At 61.9% G+C, this 16,223-nt stretch carries 12 protein-coding genes; 7 read left to right on the forward strand and 5 right to left on the reverse strand.

Annotation, left to right across the window (positions count from 1 at the left end; genetic code table 11):
• Positions 1–5: 5 nt before the first annotated feature.
• The 5 genes from HAHE_RS19350 to HAHE_RS19370 all read right to left on the reverse strand — a co-directional run bounded on the left by HAHE_RS19350 (position 6) and on the right by HAHE_RS19370 (position 5,139).
• Positions 6–1,001: a hypothetical protein gene (locus HAHE_RS19350; protein ID WP_338686801.1), complete on the reverse strand. Its 996-nt coding sequence runs from the start codon at positions 999–1,001 to the stop codon at positions 6–8.
• 419 nt (positions 1,002–1,420) lie between these two features.
• A complete protein-coding gene (locus HAHE_RS19355) occupies positions 1,421–2,455 on the reverse strand; it encodes a hypothetical protein (RefSeq protein WP_338686803.1) in 1,035 nt (344 codons plus the stop codon).
• The gene (locus tag HAHE_RS19360; RefSeq protein ID WP_338686804.1) at positions 2,361–3,242 is read right to left on the reverse strand and encodes a toll/interleukin-1 receptor domain-containing protein; all 882 of its coding nucleotides are present in this window, start codon (positions 3,240–3,242) and stop codon (positions 2,361–2,363) included. The genes HAHE_RS19355 and HAHE_RS19360 overlap by 95 nt, the downstream gene beginning before the upstream one ends.
• A gap of 204 nt (positions 3,243–3,446) precedes the next feature.
• Positions 3,447–3,791, reverse strand: a complete 345-nt coding sequence (locus HAHE_RS19365; protein ID WP_338686806.1) for a hypothetical protein — start codon at positions 3,789–3,791, stop codon at positions 3,447–3,449.
• A gap of 466 nt (positions 3,792–4,257) precedes the next feature.
• Positions 4,258–5,139, reverse strand: coding sequence for a hypothetical protein (locus HAHE_RS19370; RefSeq protein WP_338686808.1), 882 nt, complete (start codon positions 5,137–5,139; stop codon positions 4,258–4,260).
• 68 nt (positions 5,140–5,207) lie between these two features.
• Between HAHE_RS19370 and HAHE_RS19375 the strand changes: the two genes are divergently transcribed.
• From HAHE_RS19375 to HAHE_RS19405, 7 genes are all read left to right on the forward strand, one after another.
• Positions 5,208–6,041 (forward strand): alpha/beta hydrolase, encoded by an 834-nt coding sequence (locus tag HAHE_RS19375; RefSeq protein ID WP_338686810.1) that lies wholly within the window; start codon positions 5,208–5,210, stop codon positions 6,039–6,041.
• Positions 6,042–6,494: 453 nt separating this feature from the next.
• Positions 6,495–11,168, forward strand: a complete 4,674-nt coding sequence (gene gltB / locus HAHE_RS19380) for a glutamate synthase large subunit (protein ID WP_338686812.1) — start codon at positions 6,495–6,497, stop codon at positions 11,166–11,168.
• A 90-nt stretch (positions 11,169–11,258) separates the two neighbouring features.
• Complete coding sequence (locus HAHE_RS19385) at positions 11,259–11,822, forward strand: elongation factor P (protein ID WP_338686814.1); 564 nt, start codon at positions 11,259–11,261, stop codon at positions 11,820–11,822.
• A gap of 188 nt (positions 11,823–12,010) precedes the next feature.
• Positions 12,011–13,777: a molybdopterin-dependent oxidoreductase gene (locus HAHE_RS19390; protein WP_338686815.1), complete on the forward strand. Its 1,767-nt coding sequence runs from the start codon at positions 12,011–12,013 to the stop codon at positions 13,775–13,777.
• Between the two features lie 22 nt (positions 13,778–13,799).
• Entirely contained in the window at positions 13,800–15,080 is a 1,281-nt protein-coding gene (locus HAHE_RS19395; protein WP_338686817.1) for a complex I subunit 1 family protein, read from the forward strand.
• Positions 15,081–15,089: 9 nt separating this feature from the next.
• On the forward strand, positions 15,090–15,656 hold the full coding sequence (locus HAHE_RS19400) for an NADH-quinone oxidoreductase subunit I (RefSeq protein WP_338686818.1): 567 nt from the start codon (positions 15,090–15,092) through the stop codon (positions 15,654–15,656).
• A gap of 9 nt (positions 15,657–15,665) precedes the next feature.
• Complete coding sequence (locus HAHE_RS19405) at positions 15,666–16,223, forward strand: NADH-quinone oxidoreductase subunit J (RefSeq protein ID WP_338686819.1); 558 nt, start codon at positions 15,666–15,668, stop codon at positions 16,221–16,223.

Genomic DNA, 16,223 nt, shown 5'->3' on the forward strand with positions numbered 1-16,223 from the left:
CCCGATTAGCGTTTTGCGGTGGTGGTGACGCAGTGTCGATAAAGCATCTTCTTAGGCCAATACTTGTTTTCGATTCCCAGCTCCCTTGCAGCCGCAATCTGCCTAGCCACATCGGCCACGGCTTGCTTCGATCGAAACTGCTCCGTATGCGTGGCGATGTTGGCAATAACGTTGAAAAGGATCTCCTGAACGATTCGGGCATCGGCTAATTGAATGTCGTCAGACTCTCCGCGATGCACGAATCGACAACGTTTGTCGTAGGCTTCGTTGAATTGGTCCTCAATCGGCTTGCCCCGTGATGCATGGTTGAGACCCGAGAAGAGAAAGACAGCCTTCCGCATCTGTTCACGTTGGCCGGACTCGGTGCACACCAGAAGCGTCTCAAGCCCGATGCATGCCAAGAGAAACGCGACTTCAGTTGACGCTTCGGTAAGGCTCTTTCCCAGGAGCACCATTGCCCTCCGAAAATCCCTCTTCCATTTGGAGCTGAAGCTCGAACAACGAAGCGCCTTCGTCATCTGCCCAAAGAGCTGGAGCTGATCTTTGCGGATCTGAGATGGACTTAGATTCAGAGGAAAGATCGCACCAGATTTGAACTTGCCGCGAGAACCCACTGTCCCGTCATCCGTGATCAAGTAATGCTGTTGAGATCTCTGAAGGCTCGATCCATACGGCGACCATGCCCGCAATATCGTCTTATCGGACATGGGCAGCTGAATCAGATGGAGAATGTGTAACTCTTCCTCGACTAGCCCGACCAACTCGTCCTCTTCTCGCGTAGAATTGTCTCTGACTACCCCGAAGGTTGTCGCGCGCTCTTGGCGATCATCCAAGAAACTCTCTTTGAGGAGCTTCCACTTGCTTCGGGAAATGCCAAATCTGCTTTGAAGTCGGGCGATTTTGTCTTTAGAGATGAGCGTCACCCGATCAATTCGAAACTCTGAGCCGTAATCAGAACTGATCGTCACGTCGTGGACAGGGACGATGATTGTTCGGCTCATATTCTACACTAACAGTTAGCTATTGCGGCAGCAGGCATAGGGAATTACTCGGGATTTGGCAAGTTCCCCGGTCGGGGCACTGCAACGGAACCGTTGATTTTGCTGGGATTCGGGGCCGTCCACCAAGCGCAAGGGCGGTAAATATCTCTGACCAGGGCAGGGGTGGGAAAATATCCCGAGAATCCGGAGTTATTTACCCCTTGCCGGTGCGGGGCGGGGCGTCAGCGGAGGCGTAGCGGCGCTCCAAACCCGCGCGGATTCGGGCGCGGGCGGCCTCGATAAGCTGCGCGAGTGTGTTGGCCGAGCAGTAGGGACGTCGGCCGGTCTCAAGATGGTAGCAGCTAGAGCACAGCCGCCCTTCCGGCCAGAAATCCGGCCAGTGGCTCCGCGGCCGTTGACACCAACACGGGACGCTCACCCTATTTGCGCGCTGGTTTGGGAGGGAGCAAGGAGCCGTCCCAAGGGAGTTCGGAGAGAACCGCGTCGACGACAGGGACCACGGGCACCGCCCGTGGGGGACGGTTGCTGAGGTAGGTCCGGGGCCGCACCAGCACCAACACAAGGTCGCGGAGCTGTTCTTCGCGCTTGCTGAGCAGGCCCCGACGCCATTGCTTGCGGTCGACGATCAGGCCGGACACGACCGCCCAGCTGTCCAGGGCGAGCGTCAGCGTGTTCTTGCTGGTGGCCTCGCGGAATCTCGGAGCCTGCTCGGGGTCGCCGTCGCCGACGATCGTGCCTTGCGACTGTTCGAGGTTCATGAAGTAGCGCTCGCCGATGACCGAGACGATCCCGGAGAACTGCAGGCCGACGTCGCGATACGTGAAGGTGACGGTTTCGCTCTGGTCGGTGATCGTGCAGCTGGCAATCGGAACCTGGTCGACGTTGCCGAAGCTGAAGTTTTCGCCGGTGACCGTGCGGACGGTCGGCATGGAGACGACCGACACGCTGTCCCGGAGGTTTTCGGCCTCGATCGTCACCCGAACGGAATCGAGCGCGAGGTTGAGTCCTGCGGTAGAGAATCCGAGATCGAAGGAGTTGAGCCAGTTCGCGCCGTCGAAGAAGGCAGCGGACACGCCGAGCGCCTTGAGGCGTTCCTCGGAGATGGCGACGAGGACAAGATCGAGGTCGAGGCAGATCGCCGGAATGTCGAGGGCTTCGACCAGCTCGCGGTAGTCGTCGATCCGGGCCGGGACACCCGCGACAATCCAGGCATTCGCGCTGCGGTCGATGGTGACCGCGGTTTGGTTCTTCTGGGCGCCCTCGGTGAAGGCGATCTCGGGATCGGGGACCGGCCGGTTGCGGAAGGGCAGGACGACGGTCCGGCGGCTTTCCCTGGGCGGGCTCGATTCGGGTGGCGAGTTAAAAGTCGGTCGTACCGATGACTTGGGAGAAGCGGTTGGTGAGTCGCTCGATGTCGTTCTCGAAGTCAGGGGCGGGGCGGATCCGTGCGGCATTGCGGGTCGAGAGTGCGCGCATCGGTTCGGGGAGCTCATCGGCTCTCGGCATCGACGTCCCATCCAACAGGACCGGGATCACGGGGATATTCCGCTGCAGGGCGGTCTCGATCTCGATCCGCACGAAATCGTCCGGTTGGTCGAGTCGTCGGGTGCCATCCGCGTTGCTGGTGGTGAGCCATTCGTCGCCGATTATCGCGACGAGAACCTGACATGATCCGACGGCTTCGGAGATCGCGGATTGGAAGTCATCACCCAGTGCAATCGAATCGACGTCCTTGAAGACGCGGGTGGATCCGAACAGGGGTATGAGGGAGTCGTAGATGCGGTCGGTCACGAAGGCCGAGTCGGTCCGGCGGTAGGAGATGAAGACTCCGCTGCCTGACTCGCCGGATGGATCGGACGTTGCGTTTGCCAGCAGCTTTCGAGTGGTGTCGGAGCGGGTTGAATGGTTACGGGATCCGGCGAGCCAAAAAGTGGGTATCCATACGGTCAAGGCGAGCGCCGTGCTGACGAGGGCATATCCCAGAAGCAGTGTGTAGCGGGTCCACGCAAGTGCTTGATCGGATACGAGCAACCGAACTTCGTCCGGCCCGTATTTCGACGCGAATTCCTTGAGGGATTGGCCATCCAGAGCCGTGCGGAGTTCAGCATTCGGGATAAGGGGCACGAATTGGGTGCGTTGGCTGCCTGCATACTCGAACGTCAGATTACATATCTGTAGGCTGATCGTGTAGAAGCCGAGCGCGGTGAGCAGAACGATCGCGGCGCCGGCAGTCGCGACCACGATGCCTTTCGGGCCGAGTCGCGCGAGCCGATCTCGACACGCAAAGGCTATGAGTGTGCCAACACCAGCCGCGATCAGCGATGTGGCAACAAACAGAGTCCTGGCATCAGGAGGAGTCGAGGATGGGAAGCTCAGCGCGGCAACGGCCGGCAGGCATGTCAGTGCGACTCCAGCGACGGTTAACGGCTGCAAATAACGCATCATCTATCGAAAGGAGATGGTCGTGCGGTTGTTCTCGAGCTCAGTGGGCTGAATGCGCTGCGCTTTTCTCACGCCGTCCAGTTCGGCGATCACCACGTAGGTGCGCTCGCCGCCGCGGAACCTGGTTGGGGTCTTCGGTTCGAGCAGGCCGAGGCTGTATTGTTCCTGGAGGGCGGATTTGGATTCCGTGGCAATGGCCGGGTCGGCGTCGTACAGGCGGGCGGGAACGACAAAGACGTCGGCGCCCGGCGGGTCCGAGTCGATTTCCGTGAAAGTGACACACGAGCACAGCGGGAGAGTGATCGTTGCTGCGGCGACTTTGAGAAAGGTGGAGTTCGGCGTTTGCATCCTGATCTAACGGATTTGGTCGCAGGAATAGTTGGCGGGACGGCTGAGGGCAAGATTTCGGACGCTTGGTGATCCAAGGCCGGTCATTCGGATGCTTGCCGCGGAATCTTGTCGCAGCGGCGCATCTGGCTGTTTGGGCCAGCCTCATACGGGTGTCCGCGCCTCAGCGTTTTGCGGTTCGCAGGAAGAGTAGTTCCTTGAGGCGGGTGTCTGCCGCCACGTCCTCGGTATTGGAAGAAGGGGCGTTCGCAGGGGTGCGGGGTCGAGATCTGCGCCAGCCAGCTGATGGCGGTTGTCAGTGGGATTGGAATTCGACCGCTCGGGGAGGCTTCAACGGAATCCGGGAAGATCCACGATTTTAAACTCCGGATTACGTATGTTGTAACAAGTTGAGAATCGGAACCGCGGAAACCGGGTTTGCTTGGGTTTCTGGGGATTCGGGCCGGATGGCGGGCCGAATGCCGGTTTACGGCACCAATTTGGCGGCGGTGGCCGGATCGAGGATGAAATGGCTGCTGTCGAAGCCCTTCACGGGCTGTTCTTCCTCGGCCTTGTACTCGTAAGCGATGATCGGCTTGGTTCCGGGGATCTCGGACATCAGGTAGACCCGTACGGCAAATGCCTCCTTGCCGGTGCCGCCTTCGAGCGGTTTGGCGGTGAACGTCACCTCATTGCGTCCGTCGCGGGCGCCGCCGATGACGATCTCGGCCTCCTTGGCGTTCGCAAACCGGTGGCGGCTGATCCGGTTCACTTGGACCTGGACCTCGCGGCCCGGACAAAACACGTAGACCTTGGCGATGTATTTGGCCGGCGGTGCGGCTGGCGGTGTCGGCGGAACGATTCCCGTCGCTTGGCATTCGGGCGTTTCCTTGACGTATTTCAGGTCTCCGGCGGCGAGTTCCTTGCGAACCTCCGGCAAGGCCGCAAGATTCACGAAATCGGCACGGTCGTAGGTCCAGCGGCCGTTGGCATTGATGAATGACAGGACGAGGAGGTTCTCGGTCGGGTCGCCGCCGACTCCGAAATCCACCTTGCCGAAGTACGACGCCTTTGCGGTGGCGCCCTTTTGCGAAACGTGGACCATCTTGAGTCCGTCAAGTTTGGGTGGCGGTGCCGGCAGTTCGAAGACGGCCGCCGGAAACGCGCGCTTCTCGGAAAGCAAGCGGTTGCGGACTTCCGCCTGTCGGTTCGGCGAGGTCATCATCTGCCACATCCGGGCGTCCTTATTGATGATCGACTGCCTCCAGGCGCCGTAGCTGGCGCTCAGGTCGGAGGCGATGTCGGCGACCGCGGACTGGGTCATGGCGGCCGCAAGAACGATCGTGGCGGGAATCAGACGTGGGATCATCGGTGAAAACGATTGGACAAGTGCGTCGAGGTTACAACAATCGTTTTCAGCCCCTGTCTCCCCCTTAGATGTCCCTCCTTTCCAGAGTTCCGCCCATCGGGCAAGAGCGTCAGCGCGAGATGATGAAGGCCGCGACGCCTCTGTCGTACCTTGAAACGCCTCAGGGTCCGCTGAACGCCCACTTCTTCGTGCCTCATGATTTCGAGCCCGGCCAGCAACGGCCGCTGGTGGTCTTTTTCCACGGCGGCTTCTGGGACGGGTCGATGCCGACGCAATTCGTGCCACAGTGCCTTCACTTCGCGACGCGCGGCGCGCTCGCGGTGGCGGTCGAGACCCGGGTGGAAAGCATTCACGGCACCGGGGCGATCGAGGCCCTTGAGGATGCCCGGACATTCCTGGGCTGGCTGGCCGAGCATGGCGACCGGCTTGGGATCGATTTTGACAAGCTGGTGCTCGGCGGCGCTTCGGGCGGTGCCTGGCTGGCGCTGCAACAGGTGTTGCCGAAGCCGCGCGAGGAAAGCCCCCTGCCGATGCCCAAGGCGCTCGTGCTCTTCAGCGCGCTGCTCGATACGAGCCAGGCGTCCGTGGTGAAACGGTTTCCTGATGCGGGTTCGGCGCGGCGGCATAGCCCGCTGCGGCAGCTGCGGCGAAAGCTCCCGCCGATGCTGTTTTGCCATGGCAAGAATGACCGGGTGACGCCTTTCGAAGACGCCCGCAGGTTCGTGCGCGGATTGAAGTGGCGGAGGAATCCGGCGGAGTTTCTCGAGTTCGAGAAGGCCGAGCATTCGTTCTTCAATTTCAACGTTTCGGAGATGCACTACGAGCTGACGCTCAAGGCGGCGGACCGGTTTTTGGTGGATCTGGGAATTCTGGAGCCAGACGAGTTGGACGGTTTGGTTTGAGGTGCGCGGCGGCGGCATCGTGAGGATTTCGCGGGGTCTGCCTGCGCCCCTCCGGGGCTTGAAATCAGAGGGAGGCCCCATCCCCGGGGTGAACCCCGGGGCTAAGTGCCGGCGCCCCTTCGGGGCTGAAACGAGGCCGAGTTGCGGAAGGACAGCCGCTGGAGGGAAAGATTGGGGATCTGAGAGGATTCAGGGAACAAGAAGCTTTGAAGAATCGGGTGATTGCCGGGAGTTCCGCATTTCCCAAGGGTGAGCCTAGGAGTGGGGTGTCTTCGCTGCCTTCAGGCTTGATCCAGGCGGTAGCGGAGCCCTGCGTCGGGGTCATTTTCCCGCTTGGCAGTCATGGAGGGCTGTCATTTATTCCCGGCCCCACAGGTGGGGACGCAGGGACCGCTTGAATGTTGGTCCGGCCGATGCTTCACCGGGGTCCACCTCCTGGCACTTTCCGTCATCATGAATCGCTTCTATCACCCCTCCACTCCGCTCGTTCCCGGCTCCATGCACTCGCTCGCCCACGAGCGCGACAACTGCGGGATGGGAGCGATCGCCCAGATCAACGGGGTCCGGAGTTACGAGGTGCTCAACTACGCGCTCGAGTCGGTCTGCAATATGACCCACCGCGGCGCGGTCGATGCGGACATGAAGACCGGCGACGGATCCGGTGTCCTGTCGCAGATCCCCTACCCGATTTTCCGCAAGGCGGTGAAGGCGCTGGGCGGTTCGCTGGAGTCCGACGACGAGTTGGCAGTGGGCGTCTTTTTCCTGCCGGCGGCCGATGCCGGCGCGCAAAAGCAGATCAAGGAGCTGGTCGAGGCGACGGTGAAGGCCCGCGGGATCGAAACCATCGGTTGGCGTGAGGTGCCGGTCGATCCGGACGCCCTCGGCACGCTCGCCCGCAGCACCCAGCCAGTCATCGAGCACCTGCTGCTGAAGCGTCCGGCCGGATGGGAATCCGACCACTTCGAACGCCAGCTTTTCCTGTGCCGGCGCAAGATCGAGTTGGAAACCCGTGAGGTGTCCGACTTCTACATGCCGTCGTTTTCGAGCCGCCTGATCTCCTACAAGGGGCTGGCGATGCCTGCCGCGCTCCGCGCGTTCTACAAGGACCTGCAGGATTCGGATTTCGAGACCGCCATCAGCCTCTACCATCAGCGTTTCTCGACGAACACCTTCCCGGCCTGGCCGCTCGGCCAACCGTTCCGGATGATGTGCCACAATGGCGAGATCAACACTGTGGAAGGCAACCGCAACTGGATCTCGAGCCGTGAGGACTACTTCCAATCGGAGATCTGGGGCGAGGACGTCGAGCTTCTGAAGAATCTCGTCAGTCACGGAGAGTCGGACTCCTGCTCGCTCGATCACGCGCTCGAGGTGCTGGTGCTTTCCGGCCGCTCGCTTGAGCACGCGATGTGCATGCTGGTGCCGCCGGCGTATCGCAACGATGAGGATATTTCCGACGACCTTCGCGCCTTCTACCAGTACATCCGCTCGTTCTCCGAGCCGTGGGACGGACCCGCCGGCCTGGTTTATACCGACGGCGTGAAACTGTGCGCCTCGCTCGACCGGAACGGCCTGCGTCCGTCGCGCTACAAGCTCACCGAAGACGGCCTGCTCTACATCGGTTCCGAGGCAGGAGCGGTGGTGATCGATGACGCCCGCGTGATCCGCAAGGGTCGCCTCGGTCCCGGACAAATGCTTTCCGCAGATACGTCGACTGGCGTACTTAATGATGACCGGGTCATCAAGGAAGCGCTCGCGAAGCAGAAGCCGTATCGCCGCTGGATCGATGAGAACCGCCTTGAGTTGCGTCGTTTCGTTTCCCCGGAGGCGCACGCCCCGGTCGAGGATTTCGAGGCGCTCGAGCTTTCCCGCCAGCAGGTCGCGCACGGCATCTCGATCGAGGAACTCGACATGGTGTTCCCGCCGATGATCACCAACGCCCAGGAAGCGGTGTTCTCGATGGGTGACGACATTCCGCTCGCGGTGCTGTCGAGCTATCCGCGTCTGCTCTTCACGTATTTCAAGCAGCGTTTCGCTCAGGTGACCAACCCGCCGATCGATCCGATCCGCGAATGGGCCGTGATGACCCTTGCTTGTGGTCTCGGGCCCGAGCGCAACTGGCTCGATGAAACGCCCGAGCACTGCCGCATCGTCAACTGCGACTCCGCCATCCTCTTCGAGCACCAGCTTGAGCGGATCAAGCATCTCAGGGAGGAAGGTTTCCCTTGCTCGGTGATCGACATCACATGGCCGGCGTCCGAAGGCGCGGAGGGGCTGAAGAAGCGTCTCGACGAGCTGTGCGAGGAAGCGGTCGCGGCCGTCGATGGAGGTTCGAACATCCTGATCCTTTCCGATCGCGCGACCTCGGCGGACCGGATTCCGATTCCGTCGATGCTGGCCACCGGCACGGTCCACCACCACCTGATCCGCTCGCGCAAGCGCCTGCGCTGCTCGCTGGTCGTCGAGTCGGGAGAGATCCGCGACACCCACCAGGTCGCGTGCACCTTTGCCGTGGGCGCCACCGCGCTTTGCCCGTATCTCGGTTTCGCGACCGTGCGCCAGCTCGTCGCCGCCGACGAAGGCAAAGACAAGCTCGGCATCGGAACCCGTGTCGACAAGGCGATGGCGAACTACCGCAAGGCTCTTGAGAAGGGCCTGCTCAAGATCATGTCGAAGATGGGGATCTCGGTCCTCAACTCCTACCAAGGCGCGCAGATCGTCGAGGCGATCGGAGTCGGCAACGATGTCATCGACTTCTCCTTCACCGGCGTGCAGTCGAAGATCGGCGGAGTCGGGTTCGCGGAAATCGGCGAGGAGTCGGTGATCCGTCACCGGGCCGCGTTCGATGTCGAGGTGCCGTCCGGCGAAACGCTCGATCTCGGTGATCCGGGCTACAACCGCTTCCGTAAGAGCGGCGAGCGCCACGCGCTGACGACCGAGGTCATCAAGAACTTCCACACCTACGTGAAGAGCGGAAAGGCCGAGGATTACGACGGCTACGTGAAAGCGTCGCTCGAGAACCAACCGATGGCGGTAAAGGATCTGGTTGAGTTCGTTCCGGCGTCATCCGGCCCGGTGCCGATCGACGAGGTCGAGCCGATCGAGGACATCCGGCGTCGCTTCACGACCGCAGCGATGTCGCTCGGCGCGCTTTCGCCGGAGGCTCACGAGACGCTTGCCATCGCGATGAACCGCATCGGAGCCAAGTCCGACTCGGGCGAAGGCGGCGAAGATCCGAAGCGTTACAGCGAATATCCCAATGGCGACTTCGCTCGCTCATGGATCAAGCAGGTTGCTTCGGGACGCTTCGGCGTGTCCGCCTACTACCTCGTCAATGCCAGCGAGCTCGAGATCAAGATGGCCCAGGGCGCGAAGCCCGGTGAGGGCGGTCAGCTTCCGGGTCACAAGGTCAACGCGTTGATCGCGCGGCTTCGGAATACCCAGCCGGGTGTCCAACTCATCTCCCCTCCTCCGCACCACGATATTTATAGTATCGAGGACCTCGCGCAGCTCATTCACGACCTGAAGGAGGTCAATCCGCAGGCTCGCGTGACCGTCAAACTCGTCGCTGAGACGGGTGTCGGGACCGTTGCGGCCGGTGTGGCCAAGGCCAGTGCTGACACGATCCTGATCTCGGGTCACGACGGTGGCACGGCGGCGTCGCCGCTTTCCTCGACGAAGCACGCCGGTTCGCCGTGGGAGCTCGGGTTGTCAGAAGCGCAGCAGACGCTGCTCATCAACAACCTCCGCGACCGCGTGGTGCTCCGCACCGACGGTGGCCTGCGCAACGGGCGCGACATCGTCATCGCCGCGATCCTTGGTGCGGAGGAATACAATTTCGGCACGATCGCGATGATCGCGATGGGCTGCGTCTACGTCCGTAAGTGCCACCTGAACAACTGCCCGGTCGGTGTCGCGACCACCGATCCGAAGTGGCGTGCGAAGTTCAAGGGCACGCCTGAGATGGTGATCAATTTCCTGGATGCCGTCTCGCAAGAGGCGCGCGAAATCATGGCCGAGTTGGGTGTGCGTTCGCTGGACGAGCTCATCGGCCGCCCCGAGTTCCTGCGCCAGCGCGAGGTGCCGGATCATCCGAAGGCGAACACGGTCGATCTCGGTCCCGTGCTCAAGGATGTGGTGCCGGTGCTGGCCGAGCAACACGGCGTCGACGCTGCGACCGTCTCGCGCTTCCACACCAAGGTGCGCAACGACGGGATTTCCAAGCCGGCGCTCGATCTTCAGATCCTGGCTGATCTCAAGAATGAACTCGGTGTCGAGTCGGACGCGAAGCCTTCCGAGGTGGAATACGGCGAGGGTGCATTGGACGAGAAAGTCACCGAAGCGATCAAGCTGTTGCCCGACCGTGCGGCGATGGAGTTCTCCTATGAGGTCGTCAATACCGACCGGAACATCGGCACGCGTCTGTCGGGGCGGATCGCCGAAGTTCACGGCAACTATGCCTTCAACGGCCACACTGCCGTGACGCTCAAGCTCAGCGGCACCGCCGGTCAGTCGCTCGGGTGCTTCCTCGTTTCGGGGCTGAAGATCGAGCTGGTCGGTGAGGCGAACGATTACGTCGGCAAGGGAATGGCCGCCGGTGAAGTCGTGGTGCGCCCGCCGAAGGACGCGAAATTCGTCGCGGCGAAGAACTCGATTGCCGGCAACACCTGCCTCTACGGAGCGACCGGCGGCCAGTTGTTCCTCAATGGTCGCGCTGGCGAGCGCTTCGCGGTCCGTAACTCCGGAGCCACCGCGGTCGTCGAGGGAGTCGGCGACCACGGCTGCGAATACATGACCAACGGAACCGTGGCGATTCTCGGCAAGACCGGGAAGAACTTCGGCGCCGGCATGTCCGGTGGCACGGCGTACGTCTATGATGTCGACGGTCGCTTCTACTCGCGGATCAACCCGGAGATGGTCGTTTCCCTGCCGATCAAGCGTCAGCAGGATATCGACGAGCTCAAGTCGCTGCTTGAAGCCCACGTCGAGAAGACGGGCAGCCCGCACGCCACCGAGTTGCTTGAGAACTGGGAAACCAGCGTCCTGAAGTTCCTTCGCGTGATTCCCCGCGAGCGGGCCGAGTTGGAAGCTGCCGAAGAGGAGCACGAGGCCGCTTCGCATCGCTGAATCGGGCCGACCCCGAGGCATCAACGCCCCGTCAAGCCGGACACTCCGCGCTTGCCACGGGGCTGCGGCGCTTCTATCCCCCGTCGCAACATGCCCAGCACACCGGTTATCAACCTGCGCCGCGGCCACGCGGTGCGTCACAATGGCGACGTCTGCGTCGTGATCGCCCACGAACTCAAGACGCCTCCGCGGATGGCGTCCTACGTTCAGATGTCGGTCCGCAGCGTGGCGACCAAGAAGGTCTCGAACCTGCGCCTGACGTCCAACGACTCGATGGAGTCCGTGATGCTCGAGCGGATTCCGCACGAATACTCCTACAAGGACGCCGCCGGGCACCATTTCCTCAACAATGAGACCTATGATGACGTCGTCGTGCACGAGGACATCATCGAAGGCGTGAAGGACTACCTGCTCGAGGGCCAGACCTACACCCTGCTCTTCGCCGACGGCGTGGTGGCCGATATCGAATTGCCGCAATCGATGGAAATGACGGTCACCGAGGCTCCCGAGGGCGTGAAAGGCGACTCGGCGAACAACTCGAACAAGACGGTCACGATGGAGACCGGTCTGGTCGTCCAGGCCCCGCTGTTCATCAATCCCGGCGAGCGCCTGATCATCAAGACCGAGGACGGCTCCTACGTCAGCCGCGCCTGAGGCCCCATTGGCCCGATTTTCCCGGCCGACCCCCCTTCCGGAGGTCGGCCGTTTTCCTTATCCCGCCGGCCTCCCGGAGAAATGTCCCGACTTTGTGAAATTTTTCACAAAGGGCACTTGCGGCTCGTCGGGGGGCTTTTCATAGTCGCCGCGCGCGGAGATTTCCACCGCCCGCCCTTCCCTGCCCCATGAGCGAAAACGCCTCCACCGCAGAAGCCAAGCTCCCCAAGGATCTCACTGCCGAAAAGGGCCTCGTCAATGTGCAGATCGATGGCGTTTGGCGCCAGGTTCCGAAAGGAACGCGGATGATCGAGGCTTGCCGGATGTTCAACGTGGGAGTCCCCCACTACTGCTACCATCCGAAGCTCAGTTCGCCGGGAAACTGCCGGATGTGCCTTGTGCAGATGGGCATGCCGCCACGGCCGACGCCCGGGCAGGATCCGACATACGATGATGACGGCTACCAGCCGATCGGTTGGATGCCCCGCCCGGTGATCGCGTGCGCGAACACGGTCGCCGAGAACATGGGCATCCGGACCGGCGGCGAGCTGGTCGAAAGCGTCCGCGAGGGCGTAATGGAGTTTCTTCTCATCAACCACCCGCTCGATTGCCCGATCTGCGACCAAGCGGGCGAATGCCGGCTGCAGGAGTTTTCCGTCGGTCACGGACGCGGAAGCTCGCGCTTCGTCGACATGAAAGTGAAGAAGCCGAAGAACGTGGATATCGGTCCGCGGATCCGGCTGGACGACGAGCGATGCATCATGTGCAGCCGCTGCATCCGCTTCATGGACGAGGTGGCCGATGATCCGGTGCTCGGCTTCACCCAGCGCGGCACCTACACCACCCTGACGGTCCACCCGGGCCGCGAGCTGGATTCGAACTACTCGCTCAACACCGCCGACATCTGCCCGGTTGGCGCGCTGACCAGCAATGATTTCCGCTTCCAGATGCGCGTCTGGTTCCTGAAGGAGACCAAGACGATCGACGTCAACTGCGGCACCGGTTGCAATATCACCGTCTGGACCCGCGGCGAGACGGTTTACCGCATCACGCCGCGCCAGAATGACGACGTGAACTCGTGCTGGATGCCGGATTCACACCGCCTGAATTTCCACTACATCGACTCGCCGGAACGCCTCACCGAGCCGCTGGTCAAAGCGGACGGAAAGCATGTGTCGGCGAACTGGTCCGAGGCGGTCCGGAAGACCGTTGATGGTCTGAAAGGCTGTGAAGCTTCCGAGCTTGCGATCATCGCCTCGGCACGGATGACCAATGAGGAGCTTTTCCTGGTCAAGGCCCTGGCCGACTCGCTCGGCACCGAGCACCTCACGGTGGTGCCGCGGATGGGTGAAAGCGACGGCAAGCTGATCAGCGCCGACCGCAATCCGAACACGCAGGGCGTGCGGGTGGTCTGGCGTCGCGAGGATCCGGGTTTCCGGCTCGGCGAAATCCGCGACTCGATCCGGGAAGGAAAGATCAAGCGCCTGCTTGTGCTCGGTGAGGAACTCACCGCCGAGGCCGACTTCACCGATGAGGATCTTGGCAAGCTTGAGTTCCTCGCTTCGAGCGTGCTGCTCGCGGGTCCCACGGCCAGCGCCAGCGACGTCGTTCTGCCGGGTGCCGCCTTCGCCGAGAAGCGTGGCTCGATGATCAACGTCACCGGTCGCCTCCAGCGCCTCAACCGCGCGGTCGAACCGCACGGCCAAGCGCGGGACGACTGGGAGATCCTGCGTGACATGATCGGCCTGCTCGATGGCGTCGCCACCACGAGCCCAGACTTCCCTCACCTGATCGAGGACATCTTCAAGGACATGGCCGCCTCGATCACCGAGTTCGAGGGCTTGAACCTGTCGAAGATCGGCGACCTCGGACTGCCGCTCGTCGAGACCGGCGTGACGATCCCGCTGCTTGAGAACGAGAAGGCCCGCAAGGCCGCGGGCGAGATCGTCGGCTGACCCCCTTCCCCATCGCGAACGCATGGACCTGCTTACCGATATCATCATCATCCTCGCCAAGGTCATCGGCCTGACCTTCATGGTCGTGCTACCCTTGGTTCCGATTTCCGTCTACTTCGAGCGACGGTTTTCGGCGATCATCCAGGACCGTGTGGGACCGAACCGTGTCGGGATTCCGCTTACCCTGTTCGGAGCGAAGAAGGACTTCTCGCTGTTCGGGTTGGTCCAGCCTGTGGCCGACGGCATCAAGCTCTTCCTCAAGGAGGACTTCACGCCGGTCCATGTGCGCAAGGCCTTCTACTGGATGGCCCCGGCGCTCACGATCATTCCATCGCTGGTTACCGTCTGCGTGGTTCCCTTCGGTTCGCCGATCACGATCAACGGCGAGCAGTACAAGATGGTGATCGCCGATCTTGATGTCGGTCCGCTCTTCGTCTTCGCGGTATCCTCCCTGGCCGTCTACGGCATCACACTGGCCGGTTGGTCCTCCAACTCGAAGTATCCCTTCGTCGGCGGGGTGCGCTCGACGGCGCAGATGATCTCCTACGAGATCTCGCTCGGCCTCTCGATCATCCCGGTGCTGCTCTGGTACGGAGAACTCAACCTGTCGAACATCGTCGAGCACCAGGCGTTGAACGGCTGGCTGCTGCTGCCGCTCTGGGGCGACTCGGCTCCTTGGAATAACGGCGGTGACTTCTCGGCATGGATCTTCTGGATTCCGGCGACGGTCGCCTTCCTGATCTTTACCATTTCGATCTTCGCGGAAACCAACCGCATGCCCTTCGACCTCCCCGAGTGCGAGACCGAGCTCGTGGGTGGCTACCACACCGAGTACTCCTCGATGAAGTTCGCGATGTTCTTCATGGGTGAATACGCCGCGATGGTCATCGGCTCGGCGCTGATCGTGACGATGTTCCTCGGTGGCTGGTCGCTCGGATTCACGCTCGATGAGAAGCTCCTGATGGACGGCGAAGGCAACTGGCTCTGGTTCTCAGGCCTGGTGCACATGGGGGTCTTCCTGACGAAGCTGGTCGCCTTCATTCTGTTCTTCATCCTCGTCCGCTGGACGGTCCCCCGTTTCCGATATGACCAGCTCATGCGCCTTGGCTGGGTGATCTTCTTCGAAGCCGCCCTGATCAACGTGTTCATCGCTGCTCTGGTCATTGCCGCCCCGAGTCTCGGGATTCTCACCACCATCATCGGTGCGGTCCTGTTGGCCGTCGTCAGCGGTGCCCTCATCTGGGTTCTCAAGGTGTCCGAACCGAAGGCCCAGCCGAACCGCGGCCTGCTCGGCCAGAACTGATCGAATTTCATGGCAGTCGTTAAACTCAAACGCCCCGATCTCGCCGCCGGCGAGAAGCTGTATCTGGGAGCCATCTTCAAGGGTTTCCTGATCACCATGAAGCACGCCTTTGACTCGCTGCGTGGCAAGACCCGCGGAAGCGACGAGCTGAAGTCGTCCGGACTCGGTGCCACCATGCAGTATCCCGAGCAGAAGTGGGACGACCAGCTGCCGGAGTATTACCGTGGCGCTCCGGCGCTGGTGACCGACGAGCAGGATCGCGAGCGCTGCGTTTCCTGCCAGCTCTGCGAGTTCATTTGCCCGCCCAAGGCGATCAAGATCACGCCGGGCGAGATTCCCTCGGATGATCCTTGGGCGAAGGTCGAGAAGCGGCCGAAGGAATTCGAGATCGACATGATCCGCTGCATCTACTGCGGCATGTGCGAGGAAGTCTGCCCCGAGCAGGCCATTTACCTTCGCAAGGATTACGCGATCACCGGCCTGAGCCGGGAGCAGATGGTGCACGACAAGGAGCGCCTGTACGAGATCGGCGGCAAGCGCGTCGGCCTCGTGAACAAGTGGAACGAGCTCAAGTAACCTGTCACGATGCCCCTCGCCCTATTCTGGTTCTTCGCGGTGCTGATGCTCGTCGGCGGGCTCGCCGTGATCTCGCTGCGCAACCCGGTGGCGGCCGCGCTTTCGATGGTCGCCTCGTTCGTCGGCCTCGCCGGCCTCTTCATCGGCCTCAACGCCTACTTCGTCGGGATCATCCAGATCCTCGTCTACGCCGGTGCGATCATGGTGCTGTTCCTGTTCATCATCATGCTCCTTGATCTCAAGACCGAGGAGAAGCGGACGCCGAAAGTCGTGCCGATCGTCGGGGGCCTCGGGATCGTCCTGGCTTTCACCATCCAGCTTCTGGGTGTGCTCGGAAACACGCCCGACACCAAGTCACAGCCTCTCGATCTGGCCGCCGGCGCCGCCGAATATACCGAGAGAAGCCCCGGCATCGCCGCCAAGCTCGAGGCCGGCAGCCTGCCGGACGTCAATCTCGTCGGCGACGTGATCTTCACCGGCTACAACCTGCCGCTGCAGATCGTCGGCGTCCTGTTGCTCGTCGCGACCGTCGGCGTCGTCGTTCTCTCGAGCCGCCAAACGACCTGA

Source organism: Haloferula helveola, assembly GCF_037076345.1.
Taxonomy (GTDB): domain Bacteria; phylum Verrucomicrobiota; class Verrucomicrobiia; order Verrucomicrobiales; family Akkermansiaceae; genus Haloferula; species Haloferula helveola.